General features: G+C 66.5%; 16 protein-coding genes. 13 read left to right on the top strand and 3 right to left on the bottom strand.

The features are described 5' to 3' along the window. Together NGM06_RS08335 and NGM06_RS08330 are read right to left on the bottom strand one after the other, a co-directional pair. On the bottom strand, positions 1–624 hold the full coding sequence (locus NGM06_RS08335; RefSeq protein WP_254269829.1) for a DUF8054 family protein: 624 nt from the start codon (positions 622–624) through the stop codon (positions 1–3). Further along, positions 621–1,394 (bottom strand): nucleotide-binding protein, encoded by a 774-nt coding sequence (locus NGM06_RS08330; RefSeq protein WP_254269828.1) that lies wholly within the window; start codon positions 1,392–1,394, stop codon positions 621–623. The genes NGM06_RS08335 and NGM06_RS08330 overlap by 4 nt, the downstream gene beginning before the upstream one ends. 190 nt (positions 1,395–1,584) lie before the next feature. Between NGM06_RS08330 and NGM06_RS08325 the strand changes: the two genes are divergently transcribed. The 9 genes from NGM06_RS08325 (at position 1,585) to NGM06_RS08285 (ending at position 9,917) form a co-directional block, all read left to right on the top strand. After that, the gene (locus tag NGM06_RS08325) at positions 1,585–2,955 is read left to right on the top strand and encodes an ABC transporter substrate-binding protein (RefSeq protein ID WP_254269827.1); all 1,371 of its coding nucleotides are present in this window, start codon (positions 1,585–1,587) and stop codon (positions 2,953–2,955) included. Between the two features lie 24 nt (positions 2,956–2,979). Further along, positions 2,980–3,846: a branched-chain amino acid ABC transporter permease gene (locus tag NGM06_RS08320; protein ID WP_254269826.1), complete on the top strand. Its 867-nt coding sequence runs from the start codon at positions 2,980–2,982 to the stop codon at positions 3,844–3,846. A 2-nt stretch (positions 3,847–3,848) separates the two neighbouring features. Continuing rightward, entirely contained in the window at positions 3,849–5,021 is a 1,173-nt protein-coding gene (locus NGM06_RS08315) for a branched-chain amino acid ABC transporter permease (protein ID WP_254269825.1), read from the top strand. Next, positions 5,011–5,829, top strand: coding sequence for an ABC transporter ATP-binding protein (locus NGM06_RS08310; RefSeq protein WP_254269824.1), 819 nt, complete (start codon positions 5,011–5,013; stop codon positions 5,827–5,829). The genes NGM06_RS08315 and NGM06_RS08310 overlap by 11 nt, the downstream gene beginning before the upstream one ends. Next, the gene (locus NGM06_RS08305; RefSeq protein ID WP_254269823.1) at positions 5,826–6,677 is read left to right on the top strand and encodes an ABC transporter ATP-binding protein; all 852 of its coding nucleotides are present in this window, start codon (positions 5,826–5,828) and stop codon (positions 6,675–6,677) included. The genes NGM06_RS08310 and NGM06_RS08305 overlap by 4 nt, the downstream gene beginning before the upstream one ends. Positions 6,678–6,804: 127 nt before the next feature. Beyond that, positions 6,805–8,382 (top strand): long-chain-fatty-acid--CoA ligase, encoded by a 1,578-nt coding sequence (locus NGM06_RS08300; protein ID WP_254269822.1) that lies wholly within the window; start codon positions 6,805–6,807, stop codon positions 8,380–8,382. A gap of 15 nt (positions 8,383–8,397) precedes the next feature. Next, positions 8,398–9,192: an enoyl-CoA hydratase-related protein gene (locus tag NGM06_RS08295; RefSeq protein ID WP_254269821.1), complete on the top strand. Its 795-nt coding sequence runs from the start codon at positions 8,398–8,400 to the stop codon at positions 9,190–9,192. Position 9,193: 1 nt separating this feature from the next. After that, positions 9,194–9,640: a thioesterase family protein gene (locus tag NGM06_RS08290; protein WP_254269820.1), complete on the top strand. Its 447-nt coding sequence runs from the start codon at positions 9,194–9,196 to the stop codon at positions 9,638–9,640. 97 nt (positions 9,641–9,737) lie between these two features. Further along, positions 9,738–9,917: a hypothetical protein gene (locus tag NGM06_RS08285; protein WP_254269819.1), complete on the top strand. Its 180-nt coding sequence runs from the start codon at positions 9,738–9,740 to the stop codon at positions 9,915–9,917. A gap of 72 nt (positions 9,918–9,989) precedes the next feature. On the opposite strand, the gene NGM06_RS08280 is transcribed toward NGM06_RS08285, so the two are convergent. After that, positions 9,990–11,051 carry a zinc-dependent alcohol dehydrogenase family protein gene (locus NGM06_RS08280; RefSeq protein ID WP_254269818.1) on the bottom strand — a complete coding sequence of 354 codons (1,062 nt, stop codon included), beginning with the start codon at positions 11,049–11,051 and terminating at the stop codon, positions 9,990–9,992. 125 nt (positions 11,052–11,176) lie between these two features. Between NGM06_RS08280 and NGM06_RS08275 the strand changes: the two genes are divergently transcribed. The 4 genes from NGM06_RS08275 to NGM06_RS08260 all read left to right on the top strand — a co-directional run bounded on the left by NGM06_RS08275 (position 11,177) and on the right by NGM06_RS08260 (position 17,380). Beyond that, entirely contained in the window at positions 11,177–12,316 is a 1,140-nt protein-coding gene (locus NGM06_RS08275) for an acyl-CoA dehydrogenase family protein (protein ID WP_254269817.1), read from the top strand. Positions 12,317–12,318: 2 nt separating this feature from the next. Next, positions 12,319–13,206 carry an alpha/beta fold hydrolase gene (locus NGM06_RS08270; RefSeq protein WP_254269816.1) on the top strand — a complete coding sequence of 296 codons (888 nt, stop codon included), beginning with the start codon at positions 12,319–12,321 and terminating at the stop codon, positions 13,204–13,206. 23 nt (positions 13,207–13,229) lie between these two features. Further along, complete coding sequence (locus NGM06_RS08265; protein ID WP_254269815.1) at positions 13,230–13,757, top strand: Lrp/AsnC family transcriptional regulator; 528 nt, start codon at positions 13,230–13,232, stop codon at positions 13,755–13,757. Positions 13,758–13,996: 239 nt separating this feature from the next. Then, on the top strand, positions 13,997–17,380 hold the full coding sequence (locus NGM06_RS08260) for an MEDS domain-containing protein (RefSeq protein WP_254269814.1): 3,384 nt from the start codon (positions 13,997–13,999) through the stop codon (positions 17,378–17,380). Positions 17,381–17,409: the final 29 nt, after the last annotated feature.

Raw genomic sequence — 17,409 nt, 5'->3', positions numbered from 1 at the left:
TTATTGCAGTTCTCCGTCGAGACCCCACTCCTCAGCACGCTCGCGGGCCTCCTCGCGGGCGCGGTCCCGAATCGCGGCTATCTTCTCCTCGTCGTCCAAGAACGCCTCGACTGCGTCCAGCGACTCGTCGGCGTCGTCGTCCGGTCGCTCGTCGCCGCCGTCCCGCCACTCCGCCGGGGCCGTCTCGCGCGTGCGCTCGGCGAGGTCCGGGTCGCCAGCGAGGCGGTCGGCGACTAGTCCGGGCGGGACCCGCAGGTCGGGCGGGGCGTCTACCGCGAGGTCGTCGGTCGGGAGCGACCGGAGCGTCACGTCGTAGGGCCCCGGTGCCGCGAGGTCGGCCAGCGCCGCCGACCCGCCGCGGTCGGTACCGGTGTGATACGCGGACCGGGGGACGCCCGACTCGAAAGCGACCACGCCCGCGCCGTCGGCGTCGAGCAACAGCGCGTCCTGCGGTTCGAGGACGGCGTAGCCGGTCAGTTCGCGGTCGAGGGCGGCGGCGAACGGGACCGACAGGTCTGACTCGACGCGCGAGCGGAGCAGGGTCCCGTCTGCGAGCGACCGCTCGGGGAGAATCGGCGCGTCTCGGTCCGGCGGACTCCGGTCGTCCGAGTCGGGACGCGTCATAGCGAGTCGGGGACCACGGCGCTCCGGAAGCGGTCGGCCACGTCGTCCGATGCACCGGGTCGCACGTCGAGCGTCGCCGCGGCCCCTCGGTAGGCGCGCGCGGCGTCGCTGTCAGGGGCGTGGGCGAGCAGCGGTTCGCCCGCGCGGCGGGCCGACCGGGCGGCGTCGGAGTCGGGGACCGTCGCGAGCGTCCGGCCGTCGAAGTAGCGTTCGGCCTTCTCGGTGACGCCCGCCGCGCCGCCGGGGTCGTGGACCTTGTTGAACACGACGCCCGCGGTGTCGGTGCCGTACGAGTGGGCGTACTCCTGCACTTTCAGGCCGTCGCTGAGCGCCGGAATCGTCGGTTGGAGCACGACGACCACGCGGTCGGCGAGGACGACGGGGAGGACCGCGCTCTTCGAACCGAGCGCGGCGGGCGAGTCCAGCAGGAGAACGTCCGTGTCGGCCGCGAGTTCGGCGACGACCGCGCGGAGGCGCTCGGGGTCGGCCTCCTCGAACGCGGCGAGACTGGTTCCGCAGGGGACCACCGACATCCCGAATCGGTCGTAGACCGCGTCGGCAACGTCGGCGGTGGCGTCCGCGACCAGCAGGTCGTGGAGTGTCGCGTCGGCGTCGGTCAGACCGGTGTGGAACAGCAGGTTCGCCATCCCGGTGTCGGCATCGACTATCGTCACGTCGTACTCCTCGGCCAACGCCATGCCGAGCGCCACCGTCGTCGTGGTCTTGCCGGTGCCGCCCTTCCCGCTGGCTACCGCGAACGCCTCGACCATTACCCCGGAGTTGCGCCCGATGTGTTAAAAACCTACGCCCGTGAAACGAATGAGGTCGAGTGATGCCTCGGGGTGGCGACCGTCCGAGATCGCGTTCGTGACAGGGTGTCGAAACTCGGAGGACATCCTACACCCATGATACCACCCCACACATTTATATAGATAGTTATGGAAGCTTCCACCCGGAACGATGGTTAACGATGGTAACGATTACCCTCGTAATCGGGTAAATGGAAAGCAGGCTCGAAGCACAGAAAACAATGATAAGAAATCGCCGGGTGGCTCCGTCGTCGACCGGCGTCGGTTCCTCCGGGTCGCCGGGACCGGCGTCGCGGCCACGTCGCTGGCGGGGTGTACCGGCGGGAGCCAGTCCAGCGACTCGAAGACCCAACAGCTACAGGGGCCCATAAAGATCGGCGTCCTCGCGCCCGAACCGGGGAACAACCCCATCGGCGCGTCGATAGCCAACTCGGCGAAACTCGCGGCGAGCCAACTCAACGAGAACGGCGGCGTCCTCGGCGCGGACGTAAAGGTCGTCGTGAAGGACACGAAGGAGGACCCCGCGACCGGGAAGCGCAAGTATCAGGAACTCACCGTCGGTCAGCAGGTGGACCTGACCACAGGCGTGTTCACGAGCGAGGTCCTGCTGAACCTGATGTCGAGCATCGCCCAACAGCAGACGCTCCACATGAGCACCGGGGCGGCGACGCCCGAGGCGAGTCGGAAGGTCGCGGAGAACTACGACCGATTCAAGTACTTCTTCCGCACCGGACCGGTCAACTCCCACTTCCTCGGCCAGAACATGGTGGACTTCGCCAAGGCCAACTTCGAGTCGATGGGGTGGGACTCGGTGGCCATCCTCGCCGAGGACTACAAGTGGACCGAGCCGATTTCGAAGGCTATCAACGGGTCGCTCGGCGAAGCGGGAATCGACGTGCCCGTCAACAAGCGCTACGCCGGCGGGACGGAGAACTTCTCGCCCATCTACGACGAGGTCCAGAGCGCGGGCGTCGACGCGGCGTACGTCGTCATGGCCCACACCGGAACGTCGGCGGTCGTCCAGTGGGCGAAACAGCAGCGGCCGTTCGAGTTCGGCGGCATCCACGTGCCGATGCAGTTCCCGTCCTACTACAAGGCGACGAACGGGGCGTGCCGGTACGCGGTGACCCAGAACTCCGCGACGCCGACGAGCGAGATAACCGACAAGACCGTGCCGTACGCCAACTCCTATCAGGAGGAGTACGGCAAGTACCCGGTCTACACCGGATACATCACCTTCGACGCCGTCAAGCAGTACGCCGCGGCGGTGGAGGAGGCGGGGAGCAAGGAGTCGGAGAAGGTCATCCCGGCGCTGGAGAACTCGTCGTTCACGGGGACCACGTCTCCGGCGCTCGAATACTACGGGAAGGACTCGGAGTACCCCCACGACGTGAAGTACGGGAAGAAGCACGCGTGGCCGGTCTGGCTGCAGTGGCAGGAGACCGGCGGGACGGGGAGCCAAGAGGTCATCTGGCCCGACAACCTCTCGACGACCGAGTACAAGTCCCCGCCGTGGGTCTGACCGACACCGACTTACTCCCCAATTATGGTTGACGTTCTCACCACGGTCATCAACGCCGTCACGATTAGCGCGTTGTACGCACTCGTCGCCATCGGATTCACGCTGATATTCGGCGTCGGCGGCGTGTTGAACCTCGCCCACGGGGCGATTCTCACCATCGGCGCGTTCACGGCGTACTACGCCACGAGCGCGATGGGTCTCGGCATCTGGACCGGCATGCTCGCCGCGCTGGTCGTCGCCGCACTGTTCAGCGCGGTGCTGTACCTCGGGATGATTCGCTGGATACAGGACGAGCCGATACTCGTGATGATACTCACGCTCGTCTCCAGCATCGCCATCGAGCAGTTCTTCCTCGTGGCGGTCGGGACCCAACCGAAGGCGGTCCCGTCACTGTTGCAGGGGCAACTGCGTATCGCGGGCAGCACCGTCCAGACGAACCAAGCGCTGACGTTCGTCCTCTCGTGGCTCCTCATCGGGGCGCTGATAGTGGCGGTCAACTACACCCAGACCGGGAAGGCCATCCTCGCGACCAGCATGAGTACGAAAGGGGCCGCGCTCGTCGGCATCGAGAGCGACCGCATGTACCTGTACACGTGGCTGCTCGCTGGCGCGCTCGCGGGCGTGGCCGGGGTGTTCCTCGCCTCGGTCAGGACCGCTAGCTGGACGATGGGGCGCGGACCGCTGATACTCTCGTTCTCCATCGTCGTCATCGGCGGCATCGGCTCCATCCGCGGGAGCGTCGTCGGCGCGTACCTCATCGGGTTCCTCGAAGTGTTCACGGTCTCGTACGTGGATTCGAGCCTGAGCGGTCTCGCGTCGCTGGTGGTACTCGTGGTCGTGCTGCTCGTCAGACCCGAGGGACTGTTCGGCCGAGAACTCGCGGAGGCCTGACCATGTCCGAGAAAGTCACCACCGACGGCGAGTCCTACCGCGACCTGCTCGACCCGACCTCGCTGGCGTTGCGCCACCAGTTGGGCATTCTCGGACTGCTGGCGCTGGGCCTGCTCCCGTTCGGCGTCGGCTCCCTGACGGCGCTGAAACTCACGGGCGCGCTGTACTTCGCGGTGTTCGCCATGAGTTGGGACGCCGTCTCGGGCTACACCGGCCAGATCAGCTTCGGTCACGGACTGTTCTTCGCGGTCGGCGGCTACACGTCGGCGCTGCTCAACCTGAACTGGGGCGTCGAACCCGCGTTGGCGGTCGTGGTCGGGATGGCGATGGCTGCGGTCGCTGGCATCGTCGTCGGCGTGCCCGCGCTCCGGTTGGAGGGGCCGTACCTCTCGCTGGTGACGCTGGTCGCGCCGCTCATCCTGCTCCAGATATTCATCGTGTTCAGCGACACGTTCGGCGGCGAACTCGGCCTGTCGAGTCCCGAGAATCTGGTCACGTTCGAGAGCTTCGAGACCGCCATCACCGCGAACTACTACCTTGCGTTCGGGTTGTTCCTGTTCGTCCTGTTGCTGCTGCTGGCGGTCACGCGCTCGGACGCCGGGTCGGTGTTCACCGCCATCCGCGAGGACGAGGACGCGGTCGCCGCGGCGGGTCTCAACCCGGCGAAGTTCAAGGTGTTCGCGTTCGTGCTGAGCGCCGCGGTCGGCGGTCTCGCCGGGGCGATGTTCGTCCACACGCCGGTCGGCAACCCCCAACCGAGCCAACTGCTCGTCCTCACCGTCAGCATCGAGGTGATAATCGCCAGCGTGCTGGGCGGGATGGGGACCATCGTCGGTCCGGCGGTCGGGGGCCTGTTCTACTACATGTTCCGGGACTACCTCGGCGGTCTCGCGTGGACCGTGCCGGTGGCCGACGTGCCGGTGTCGGAACTCGACCTGCTGCTGTTCTCGCTGGTCACGCTCGCGCTCCTGTTCTTCCTGCCCGGCGGCATCGTCCGGTGGACAATCAGGAACGGGCGGCGAGCGTTACGGGGCGGCGGTCCGGACGGCGGACGCGCCGTCCCGGACGGCGGCGTCGAATCGGACGCCGGGACGACCCCGGTCGAACGGACGCTGGCCTCGTTTCGGGAGGCCCTCGGCGGCGACGCTTCGACGGAGGACGACAATGAGCACTGAAACACCGACGGACGACGAGAGCGCGACGACCCTCGCGACGGACGAATCGGCGACCGAATCGTACGGTCCGGACGACGGCGTTCTCGTGCTAGACAGTCTCACGAAGCGGTTCGGCGGACTGACCGCTGTGGACGACCTCTCGTTCGCGGTCGAGGAGGGCGAGATTCTGGGCTTCATCGGGCCGAACGGCGCGGGCAAGTCCACCACGTTCAACTGCGTGACGGGGACGTACCCGCCGACCGAGGGCACGGTCTGGTACCGCGGCGAGGACGTGACCGGCGAACCCGCCCACGAGATGGTCAAGCGCGGGATGGCCCGGACGTTCCAGTCGTTTCGCCCGCTCGACGACCGGTCCATCGTCCGGAACGTGGCGCTCGCGCTCGTCCCCGACAGGATCGCGTCGCTCTCGGGACTTCGGGGCGAGACCCGGCGGCGCGCGACCGAAATCTGCGAGCGCGTCGGGTTGGGCGACCGACTCGACCAACTGCCCGACGAGTTACCGCACGCCGGGCTGTTGCGGCTGGAACTCGGCCGGGCGCTCGCCACCGACCCGGACCTGTTGCTGGTGGACGAACCGTTCGCCGGACTCTCGAATCAGGAGGTCGGCGAGATTTCGGACCTGTTGGAGTCGCTCCGGGACGACGGCATCACGCTGGTCGTCGTGGACCACAACATGCGAGGCCTGCTCTCGCTTATCGACCGGGCCATCGTCATCCAGTTCGGGTCCAAAATCGCCGAGGGCGACCCCGAGGAGATAAAGCGCGACCCCGCTGTGCAGGAGGCGTACTTGGGGGGTGATACGTTATGAGCACCGACTCCGGTTCCGGGAGCGACGACGCCTCGACGCGAGACGACGCGGCGGCGTCCCGCGACGGTGTCGCGTCCTCCGGGAATGCGCCCAGTTCGTCCGCAGACGCGACTAGGGGGCGCGACGACGCGACTCCCGACCGCGGCGACGCGATTCTGCGCGCCGAGGACCTGCGGGTCTCGTACGGCGAGGTAGTCGCGCTTCGCGGACTCGACTTCCACGTCGAGGACGGCGAAATCGTCGCCATCATCGGCCCGAACGGCGCGGGGAAATCGACGCTCGCCGACGCGGTGTCGGGCCACGTCGCCTACGAGGGACGGGTCAGCTATCGCGGCCGGGAGGTCGCCGACGAGAGCGCGAGCGACCTCGTCTCGCAGGGGTTGATTCACTGCACCGAGACGCGGGACCTGTTCGGCTACATGTCCGTGGCCGACAACCTCGACCTCGGGGCGTACCGCCACCGCGACGACGTCGACGAGCGCCGCGAGTTCGTCTATGACCTGTTCCCGACCCTCGAAGACCGGGCCGACCAGAACGCCCGGACAATGAGCGGCGGCGAACAGCAGATGCTCGCCATCGGCCGCGCGCTCATGAGCGACCCGGACCTCCTGTTGCTGGACGAACCGACGCTGGGTCTCGCGCCGGTGATTCTGGACGACATCAGCGACGGCATCGAGCAGATTCGGGACGCCGGGGTCACCGTGGTGCTGTGCGAGCAGAACGTGACGTTCGCCATGGACCACGCCGACCGGGTGTACCTCCTCGAAAACGGCCGATTCGAGCGCGAAGGGGTACCCGAGACGCTCCGCGGAGACGAGTACATCCGCGACGCCTACCTCGGCGGGTGACGTTCGTTTCCACCGTAAGTTTTCAATCGCCCAAACACTACAACTGTTAGGGTGACTCGGGGACTGACGCAAAATTGGTTCTGCGCGGGGCAAATCTTTAGGGGGTGTGATGCGATACCTATCCTGTATGGCAAATCTTGTCACTAACGTGCAGGCGGTGGCCAAGGAGCATCCCGAGGAAGTAGCGGTCTCCTTCCGGGGCCGGGAGACGACCTACGAGGAGTTCTGGGCGCGAACCGGGCAGTTCGCGGCCGGACTGGCCGACCGGGGCGTCGGCGAGGGCGACCGAGTCGCCGTCTACCTCCCGAACCTGCCTCAGTTCGTGACCGCGTTCCACGGGACGCTCCGGGCGGGCGGCGTCGTCGTCCCGATGAATCCCCAGTACAAGTCCCGGGAGATTCGCCACCTGCTGTCCGACAGCGAGGCGCAGGTGGTCGTGACCCTCTCGGACCTCGTCCCGTTCGTCGAGGAGGTCCGCGACGACACCGACGTGGAACACGTCGTCACGGTCGGCGAGGAGGCGGACGCCGGGACGGACTTCGAGGCGTTCCTCGGCGACGACCACGAGTTCGAAGTCGTGGACTGCGCAGACGACGACGTGGCGGTCCAACCGTACACAAGCGGAACGACGGGCCAACCCAAGGGCGTACAGTTGACCCACAACAACCTCGCGTCGAACGCCGACACCGCGGCGGGTCTCGTCCCCGACGGTATCCGGCCCGACGACAAGCAACTCGGCGTCCTCCCGCTGTTCCACATCTACGGCATGACGGTCGTGATGAACGCGACGCTGTTCAACGGCGGCGCGTACTACCCGCTCCCCGAGTGGGAGGCCCAAGAGGCCGTCTCGCTCATCGAGGACGAGCGACTCACGCTGATGCACGGCGTTCCGGCGATGTACAACGACATCATCAACCAACCGGACGCCGAGGAGTTCGACCTCTCGTCGCTCCGCCTCGCGGGCGTCGGCGGGTCGGGCATCCCCATCGAGGTGCTACGGCGGTTCGAGGAACTGTACGACGTGAAGGTGTACGAGGGGTACGGACTCACCGAGACGAGTCCCGTGACCCACTTCAACTCGCCCGAGCAGGGCCGCCGGGTCGGGAGCATCGGGAAGTCCCTGCCCGGCGTGGACGCGAAGATAGTGGACTCGGACTTCGAGGAGCGACCCCGAGTCGCGGAAGGCCCGGTCGACGAAGAGGAGGTGGACTTGGACGAGATAACCGGCGAACTCGTCGTCTCCGGACCGAACGTGATGAAGGGGTACTCCGGACTGCCGGAGGCCAACGAAGAAGCGTTCACCGAAGTAGACGGGACGCGCTGGTTCCACACCGGCGACATCGGCTACTGGGACGAGGACGACTTCTTCTACGTGGTGGACCGCGAGAAGCACATGATAAACACGGCGGGGTACAACGTCTACCCGCGCGAAATCGAGGAACTGCTCTTCGAACACGAGGCGGTGGCAGACGCCGCCGTGGTCGGCATCCCGGACGACCGGCGAGGCGAGACCGTCAAGGCGTTCGTCGTGCCGGTTCCGGACGCCGACGTGACGCCGGAGGAAATCAAGCAGTTCTGTCTGGACAACCTCGCTGAGTACAAACACCCACGCGAGGTCGAGTTCGTCGAGGAACTCCCCCGGACGACCACGGGCAAGGTCCAGAAGTTCGAACTCCGGGACAGAGAGACGGAGGCGGCGGAGTGAGTCGGAGAGTCACACATGTCTGACTCACCGACGGAACTGACGCTGGACGACGGTGTCGCCACGATAACGCTGAATCGGCCCGACCGGCGCAACGCCCTCTCCGAGGAGATTTCGGCGGGCATCCGCGACGCGCTCGCGGACATCGCCGACGGCGACGCCCGGTGCGTCGTAATCGAGGGCGCTGGCGGGGCGTTCTCGGCGGGCGGGGACATCGACGCGATGCGCGAGCGGTTCGAGTCCGACGAGTCCATCGACGAGCAGGTCCGGCGACTCGAACGGACCACCAGCGAGACTGTCGCCCGACTCGCGACGTTCCCGCTGCCCACGATAGCCAAGATAGACGGCGCGGCGTTCGGGGCGGGCGCGAACCTCGCCATCGCCTGCGACGTGCAACTCGCCAGCGACGACGCGACGGTCGGGTTCGGGTTCCGGCAGGTCGGTCTCAGCATCGACGCCGGGACCTCCTACCTGCTCCCCAGACTCGTCGGCGAGAACGTCGCCAAGGAACTGGTGTTCACGGGCGAACTCCTCGACGCCGAGCGAGCGCTCGACCTCGGACTGGTGAACCACGTCTACCCGGCCGAGGAGTTCGAGGAGCGCGCCGACGCGTTCGTCGAGCGAGTCGCCACCGGGCCGACGGTGGCGCTGCGCCACGCCAAGCGCCTCCTCGGCGAAGGCCTCGACAAGTCCATCGACCGGGCGATGAGCGACGAGGCGACCGCGCAGGGCATCGTCTTCGGCACCGACGACCACGAGGAGGGCGTCCGGGCCTTCCTCGAAGACCGGGAACCCGAGTTCGAGGGGCGCTGACGTGACCGACGAGTCGCGGAGCGACGACCCCCTCTCGGCGGTCGCCGAGGGGTTCGCGTACGAATCGACGCGGGAGGCCGGGCAGATGGAACCCCAGACGGTCGCCGACGGCATCGAGGTCGCGGCCACCCCGGAGCTAATCGGCTTCATGGAGCAGACCGTCTACGACGGGGTGGTCCCGCGACTTCCCGAGGGCCACCGCATCGTCGGCGTGCACGTCGAGTGCAACCATCGCGCACCCACGCCCGCGGGCGAGGCGGTCTCGGTCACGATTACGGTCGAGGAGGTGGACGCCGAGAGCGGTCAGATAACCTCCAGCGCGACGGTCGAGGACGAGGGCGGCGTGGCGGCCACCGGCCGGATGCGCCACGCCGTCGTGAACCGCGAGGCGTTCGCCGAGCAGGTGAAGCGGCGGTTCGACGCGACGCGGAACGCCGACGGGGAGTGACCCAGACCTAACCCGTCTCAGAGCAAGAGACTAGGTCACCGTCCACCGTTCTGCGGGCGGGAAAACGACTTACTTCGTTCGGCACCTCCGTTCGGACGTGACCGACGACTGTACTTACTGCGGGAGCGACGTGTCCGAACACGACGCGCTGTTCGTGGCCGAACGGCGAGGCGACGAGCGCGAACCGGCGGGGCAGTTCTGTAACTACGCCTGCCTGTCCGCGCACATCGACGAGGAGAACCTCGTCGAGGGGACGTGCTGCAGAATCGACGTCTGAGCGACGCGTCTCTCGGCGCGGGCGACGAAGTCGGTGGAGCGGTTGTGAAGGCCGAACGACCGTCTCCGGCGCTCAGAACTCGTCCACGACCGGGATGCCCATCGTCTCGTAGTCGGTCATCGCGGCGAGGCGGTCTGGCACGTCGTCCAGCGTCACCGTCTCGGAGACGACGGCGCTCGGGTCGAGCGTCCCGGCCTCGACCATCCGGAATATCTCGCCGTAGCGCGGCGGTTGCATCCCGAACGACCCGATGAACTCGGCCTCCTGCATCACCATCGCGTCGGTCGGGAGTTCGACGGTCCCCCGCTCCTCCTCGGAGGTCAACCCGATCTGGACGTGCTGGCCGCGCCGACGCAGACTGCCCACGGAGTTGCGACACGTCTCGGCGATGCCGAGCGCGTCCACCGAGACGTGCGCCCCGCCGTCCGTGAGTCCCTTCACGGCCCGCGCGACGTCGTCGGTCTCGGCGGCGTTGACGGTCGCGTCCGCGCCCAACTCCTCGGCCTTCGCCAGTTTCTCGTCGGTGAGGTCCACCGCCACGACGTTCGCGCCGATGGCGTCGGCGATGTGGACCGCCGAGAGTCCCACGCCGCCGCACCCGTGGACCGCCACCCAGTCGCCCGCGTCCACGTCGGCCCGGTGGACGAGTCCGTGGAACGCGGTCACGAACCGACAGCCGAGACCCGCCATCGCCACGGGCGAGACGCCGTCGGGGAGCGCCACCGCGTTCTGGTCGGCGGCCGGGACGTGGACCTCCTCGGCGAACGCCCCCTGCGCGGCCTCGGCGAACCCGAGGGGCAGCAGGTTCTCGCAGACGTTCGAGTGACCGGCGAGACACTCGGGGCAAGTGCCGTCGCTGAGGTTGAACGGGACGGCCACGCTGTCGCCCTCGCTGAGGCGGGTCACGTCCTCGCCGACTTCCACGACCCGACCGGCGGGTTCGTGGCCCAGAATCTGCCCCTTCGGTGGTTTCGCGCCGATCCAGTCCCAGTCGCCCTGCCACGCGTGCCAGTCGCTCCGGCAGATGCCGCAGGCGTCGGTCTCTATCACGACGCCGTCCGGGTCCGGTTCGGGTCGGTCCACATCCTCGATTTCGAGAGGTTCGCCGTACTCGCGTAACACTGCGGCGCGCATAGTCGGTATCTTGCGGCACGGTACCACATAAATCTATGGCAGCGATGTAACCACCTCTCGGCGTTTTGGTTAACAGTATTCTAACTCTACCAAAAATACTTTTTATTGGAAGGTGATGTACGGGTATGGCATTTCGACTGTCAGACGAACAGCGGGCGATACGAGAGGCGGTCCGGACGTTCGGCGAGGAGGAGATAGAACCGGTCGCGCGGGAACACGACGAGGAGAAGAAGTACCCCGCGGACCTCGTGCAGAAGGCGGCGGACCTCGACTTCGTGGCCCCGTCCATCCCGGTCGAGTACGGCGGCGCGGGGATGGACACGCTGTCGGCCATCGTCGTCACCGAGGAACTCTGGCGGGCCGACCCCGGCATCGGGAGCGCCATCGGGAGCCGCGGGTTCGGGTCCAACATGATTCGGAAGTACGGCGACGAGTGGATGAAAGAGGAGTGGCTCACCCGAATCGCGTCGGGCGAGTCGGCGTGTTGTAGCTGTATCTCCGAACCAGCCCACGGTTCGAACGTCGCGGGCATCGAAACCCGTGCGGAGCAGGACGGCGACGAGTACGTCCTCAACGGCAACAAGATGTGGATAACCAACGGCACCGTCGCCGACGTGGCAGTGGTGATGACCAAGACCACGCCCGGCGAGGGCCACCGCGGCATCACCGCGTTTCTCGTCCCGACCGACGCCGAAGGCTTCCAGACCGAGAAGATAGACAACAAACTCGGCATCCGGGCCTCGGACCTCGCGGAGGTCATCCTCGACGACGTGCGGGTCCCCGAGGAGAACGTCATCGGCGAAGTGGACAAGGGGTTCTACCAACTGATGGACTTCTTCGCGTCGGGCCGCACCAGCGTCGCGGCGCAGGCGGTCGGGGCGGCGCAGGCCGCGCTCGACGCCGCGCTCGACTACGCCGACGAGCGCGAGCAGTTCGGCCAGAAGATCGGCGACTTTCAGGCAATCGAACACAAACTCGCGGAGATGGCGACCAACGTCGAGGCGGCCCGGTCGCTCACCTACCGGGCGGCGTCGTACGTCGACGACGGCGACGACCAACTGGCGACGCAGTTCGCCAGCATGGCGAAGCTGTTCGCCAGCGAACACGCCGTGGACGTGGCCGACGAGGCGATTCAGGTCCACGGCGGGGCCGGATTCGTCACCGACCACCCCGTCGAGCGCTACTACCGCGACGCCCGCATCACGAAGATATACGAGGGGACCAGCGAGATTCAGAAGAACATCATCGCCGACAACTTGCAGTGACCATGCCGGGACACGAGGAGTGGAGCGACCGGCAGGAGGCGACGACCGTCACTGTGGACGGTCACGAACTGGAGGTGGCGTACTACGATAGCGAGGCGCTACGCGCCTCGGAGGACGACGGGGCCGCCGACGACCGACCGCCGGTCGTCTTCGTCCACGGCATCCCGACGTGGTCGTTCCTCTGGCGCGACGTCGCACCCGCAGTCGCCGAGGACCGGCGCGTAATCGCGCCCGACCTGCTCGGCTACGGCAACTCCGCGATGCGCGACGGGTTCGACAGGTCCATCCGCGCACAGGAGGCGATGCTCGACGACCTGTTCGACCGACTCGGCGTCGAGACCGTCTCGCTGGTGGCCCACGACATCGGCGGCGGGGTCGCGCTCCGGTACGCGAGTCACAACCCGGACGCCGTGGAGCAGTTGGTGCTGTCGAACGCGGTCTGCTACGACTCGTGGCCGGTCGAGTTCGTCAACGACCTCGGTCTCCCGTCCGTCGCCGAGGAGACGACCGACGAGGAACTCGACGCCAAACTCGACTTCGCGTTCGCCGACGGTCTCTACGACGACGGGGGCCACGGGGAGTTCGTGACGGGCATGAAAGCGCCGTGGCAGTCCGAGGCGGGGAAGGTGTCGCTCTCGCGGAACGCGGTGGCGACCAACACCAACCACACCACGGAACTCGACTACGGGGCCATCACCGCCGAGACGCTCCTGCTGTGGGGCGGCGACGACGTGCTCCAACCGGTCCGGTACGCCGAGCGCCTCGCGGACGACCTGCGGGACGCGGAACTGTCGGTGCTGGACCGGGCCTACCACTGGGTCGTCGAGGACCGCACGGAGGCGTACCGCGACCGACTCGACTCCTTCCTGAGCGAAGGGGAAGCGTCATAAACCGCTCGCGGGAAGCCAAGACCATGACCGACGGAACCGAATCACCGAACTGGAACTTCAAGGACAGGGACATCGCCATCCTGCGGGAGTTGACGCGGGACCCGCAACTGTCCTCGCGGGAACTCACCACGATTCTCGCCGAGGAGTACGACATCGAGGTGTCCCACGTCACCGTGAGCGAGTCCATCCGGGAGATGCGCAACGAGGGCGTCTTCCGGGAGGCCATCATCCCCAACGAGGAGTACTACATCTTCGGCCTGTTCGAGTTCAAGTTCAACCCCGAGAACTTCGAGTCCGGGTGGCGCGACGCGATGGAGTACATCCGCGACGACCCCCACACCCTGTTCTACTTCCTCTCGGACGGCGAGTACCAGTGGAAGACCGTGATGATGTTCCCCACGCGGGAGGACGAGTCCCGGTGGATTCACGAGTGCTACAAGGAACACGGCGACGTCATCGCCAACATCCGCAACTCGGTCATCCACAACGTCCTCAAGTTCGGCACCGACCCCGAGATATTCGACAGCCTGAACGGCGAACGCCCGGAGTAGCGGGTCGCCGCGAGACGGTTCTTTTCCATCGAACACCCCGAAAGCGCGCCGCCCCCATCGTACCGGAGAGCGACACGGACAGTTCACACGCCCACCCCCTCGTCGGGGTCCCTGACAACGAACCTGACGGGCCGTACGGTGCCTGCAGTAAGTTTTTCCCTGCAGAAACACTGTTCGTACTGTATGAAAACGACACTGTGGCCGAGAGATTTTCGCCCGACGGGGAGGGGGACGGCGACGTGAGCGAACACGCATCTCCGACCACAGCGGAACCGTCTCGAACCCTCGAAACCGAACTCGAGACGTTCCAGTCCAATCGGGAGTTCGACGGTCCCGTCGAGTCGCTCGACGACCACACCTGCAACGACCACTTCGCACAGATCTACGAGACGACCGAAGAGAAGTTCGCCGCCGCCGTCCCGTTCGTCCGCCACGGTCTCGAACGCGGCGAGCGCGTCCTGTACGTCGTGGACGAAACCGCCGAAGCCGAGGTCCGGGCGGCGGTGCGGGACGCCGGACTCGACGTCGATACCGCACTCGATTCGGGAGCGCTATCGTTCCACACGGTGCAGGACACCTATCTCCGCGACGGAACGTTCTCTGCGGACGAGATGCTGGAGTTCTACGCCGACACCGTCGCGGCCGCCACCGAGGAGTTCGAGGCGCTCCGAATCGTCGCCGAGACGACGTGGCTCCGAGACGCCGCCACGACCGTCGAGCAGTTCATGCAGTACGAGGCGAGAGTAAACGACCTCTTCTCCGACGAGGACTGCCTCGCGCTCTGTCAGTACGACCGCGAGCAGTTCGGGCCGGAGACCATTCGGAACGTCATCCGAACTCACCCTCATCTCATCTACGACGGGGCGGTCTGCCACAACTTCTACTACACCCCGCCCGAGGAGTTCCTCGGGCCGGACGCGCCCGCCAGCGAGAACGAACGGATGCTCCGGACGCTCCGGGACCGAACCGTGGCGAAGGCCACGCTCCGACGACGCGAACGCGACCAGCGGGAGTTGTACGAGATAACGTCCGACCCCGACCGGTCGTTCGAGGAGAAAATCCGCCGTCTGCTCGAGTTCGGGACCGAGCGGTTCGACCTCGAAATCGGCTACTTCACCCGCACCGACGACGACACGTTCACTATCGTCGATGCGGTCGGCCCCAACGAGCAGATTCGACCGGGCGTCACGGATTCGCTCTGCGACACGAACTGCGAGCGGTTACTCGCCTCGCCCGGACCGATAGCCGTCCGAGACGCCGCGGACGCCGGATGGACGGACGCCCCCGCCTACGAACGGTTCGGACTGGACGCCTACTTCGGGACGACCGTCCACGTCGGCGGCGAGGAGTACGGGACGCTGTGTTTCGCGTCCGAGACGCCGCGCGAGGAGCACTACACTCGCTGGGAGCGCTCGTTCCTCGACCTGATAGGCCAGTGGATGGGCAACGAACTGGAACGCCGCCGACGCGAAACGTTCCTGCGAGAGAGCTACGACATCACGTCCGACGTTACCCTGTCGTTCGAGGAGAAACTCGACGCGCTGTGTGACCTCGGGTGCGAACAGTTCGGTCTCGACCTCGGCGGACTGGCCAAGGTAGTCCCCGACACCGACTCCTTCGAGATCGAGATGGTCAGCGACGACCACGACCACCTCGTCCCCGGAGCGCAGGCCGACCTCTCGGAGACCTACTGCCGGGTGGTCACCGAGGGCGACGCGGCGACCACCGACGCCGAACCGGTCGCGGTCACCGACCCCGTGGGCGACGGCTTCGAAGGGGAACTGTGCTACGAACAGTTCGGCGTACGGACGTACTTCGGGACCTATCTCGAAATCGACGGGGACGCCGACCGGACGTTCTGGTTCGTCTCGAACGAACCGCGCGACGAACCCGTTACCGACACCGAGCGGACGTTCCTCGACCTGATCAGCCAGTGGGTCAAGTACGAACTCGAACGCCGCCAGCGCGAATCGTTCCTGCGGGAGAGCTACGACATCACGTCCGACCCCAGTCTGTCGTTCGAGGAGAAACTCGACGCGCTGTTCGAGTTGGGCCGCGAGCGATTCGGTCTCGAGATGGCGGGACTCAACCACCTCCCGTCGTGGGACGGCCCGTTCCGGTTGGAGAAAGGGGTCGGCCTCGGCGTCGGCGACGACGCCGAACTCTGGTCGGACCCGGGCTACGGTTGCTTCTGTCGCCAGACCATCGAGAGCGAAACCCCGGTCAGTATGGCCGACGTCAGGGGGACCGAGTGGGCCGAGGACTCGATTCACCGGGAGTTCGGACTGACGAGTTACCTCGGCACGAAGGTTTCCAGCGGGACCACGGCGTACGGGACGCTCTGGTTCGGGAGTACGGAACCCCGCGACCGCCAGTTCTCGGACACGGAACGAACGTTCATCGAACTGATGGGCCAGTGGGTGAGCTACGAACTCGAACAGCGCGAGTACAAACAGTCCCAGCGAGAACTGTACGAGATAACGGCCGACAACGAGCTATCGACCGACGAGAAGTTCGAGCGACTCCTCGAACTGGGAAGCGAACACCTCGACCTCCCGGTAGGGATGGTGACCCGCGAGCGCGAGGAGGCGTTCGAGATAAAGCAGATGCACGGCAGCCACCCCGACCTCGGGGAGGGGACGCTCACGCCGCCGCTGACGGACAACTACTGTCGTCAGGTCGTCGATACGGGGAGTCCGGTCAGCGTCGCCGACGCCGAGGCCGCCGGGTGGGACGGCGACGCCCTCTACCACGAGTTCGGCCTCGCGTGTTACGCCGGGGTGCAACTGACGGCGGGCGACGACGCGTACGGCACTATCTGTTTCACGGACCTCTCGCCGCGAGACGCGACGTTCACCGACGCCGAGGAGACGTTCCTCGAACTGATGGGCCAGTGCATGAGCTACGAACTCGAACGCACGCATCGGGAGGAGGAACTGGAGCGAAAGAACAGTCGGCTGGAGAACTTCGCCAGCATGCTCGCCCACGAACTCCGTAACCCGACCATGATAGGCCAGATATACAGCCAACAGCTCTCCGACGAGGCCGACTCCGAGGCGGTCGGGTACGTGACCGAGGCGTTCGACCGCATCGAGGACATGGTGGACGTGATGCTGGTGCTGACCCGCGGCTGTGAGGCGGTCGGCGAGCGCGCGCCGGTGGACCTCTCGGACGTCGCCGAGCAGGCGTGGGCGGACGTGGACACCTCCGACGCCGAACTCCGGTCCGAAATCGACGTCGTCGTCGAGGCCGACGAGACGTACATCGACCACCTGTTCCGGAACCTGCTCGAAAACGCCGTCGAACACGGTTCGGCGAGTCCTCGTTCACACGCTCACGAGGACGCCGTGGAACACGGCGGCGACGACGTGACAGTCACGGTCGGCGAACTCGAAGACGGGTTCTACGTGGCCGACGACGGGGACGGCATCCCTCCGGAGGACCGAGACGCGGTGTTCGAGGAAGGGTACACGACGACCGCAGATAGCGGCGGAAGCGGAATCGGGTTGGCGTTCGTCCGGAAACTCGCGGAGGTCTACGAGTGGGGCTACGCTGTCACCGAGAGCGAGTCAGGCGGCGCGCGCTTCGAGTTCACGGGCGTCCAGACCACCTCACGCGAGTGAACGACGCGGAGAATCGGCCGATGAGCGCC

This window comes from Halorussus aquaticus (assembly GCF_024218795.1).
In the GTDB taxonomy this organism is placed as follows: Archaea; Halobacteriota; Halobacteria; order Halobacteriales; family Haladaptataceae; genus Halorussus; species Halorussus aquaticus.
Note: the sequence above shows the minus strand (reverse complement) of the source record. Positions and strands in the feature narration are given on the sequence as shown.

What these genes read in the sequence shown, in the direction of transcription:
- NGM06_RS08310 (WP_254269824.1), top strand. Translation starts at nt 5,011, where the DNA reads ATGAGCACTGAAACACCGACGGACGACGAGAGCGCGACGACCCTCGCG.
- NGM06_RS08315 (WP_254269825.1), top strand. Translation starts at nt 3,849, where the DNA reads ATGTCCGAGAAAGTCACCACCGACGGCGAGTCCTACCGCGACCTGCTC.
- NGM06_RS08330 (WP_254269828.1), bottom strand. Translation starts at nt 1,394, where the DNA reads ATGGTCGAGGCGTTCGCGGTAGCCAGCGGGAAGGGCGGCACCGGCAAG.
- NGM06_RS08325 (WP_254269827.1), top strand. Translation starts at nt 1,585, where the DNA reads ATGGTTAACGATGGTAACGATTACCCTCGTAATCGGGTAAATGGAAAG.
- NGM06_RS08265 (WP_254269815.1), top strand. Translation starts at nt 13,230, where the DNA reads ATGACCGACGGAACCGAATCACCGAACTGGAACTTCAAGGACAGGGAC.
- NGM06_RS08300 (WP_254269822.1), top strand. Translation starts at nt 6,805, where the DNA reads ATGGCAAATCTTGTCACTAACGTGCAGGCGGTGGCCAAGGAGCATCCC.
- NGM06_RS08275 (WP_254269817.1), top strand. Translation starts at nt 11,177, where the DNA reads ATGGCATTTCGACTGTCAGACGAACAGCGGGCGATACGAGAGGCGGTC.
- NGM06_RS08270 (WP_254269816.1), top strand. Translation starts at nt 12,319, where the DNA reads ATGCCGGGACACGAGGAGTGGAGCGACCGGCAGGAGGCGACGACCGTC.
- NGM06_RS08305 (WP_254269823.1), top strand. Translation starts at nt 5,826, where the DNA reads ATGAGCACCGACTCCGGTTCCGGGAGCGACGACGCCTCGACGCGAGAC.
- NGM06_RS08280 (WP_254269818.1), bottom strand. Translation starts at nt 11,051, where the DNA reads ATGCGCGCCGCAGTGTTACGCGAGTACGGCGAACCTCTCGAAATCGAG.
- NGM06_RS08320 (WP_254269826.1), top strand. Translation starts at nt 2,980, where the DNA reads ATGGTTGACGTTCTCACCACGGTCATCAACGCCGTCACGATTAGCGCG.
- NGM06_RS08335 (WP_254269829.1), bottom strand. Translation starts at nt 624, where the DNA reads ATGACGCGTCCCGACTCGGACGACCGGAGTCCGCCGGACCGAGACGCG.
- NGM06_RS08295 (WP_254269821.1), top strand. Translation starts at nt 8,398, where the DNA reads ATGTCTGACTCACCGACGGAACTGACGCTGGACGACGGTGTCGCCACG.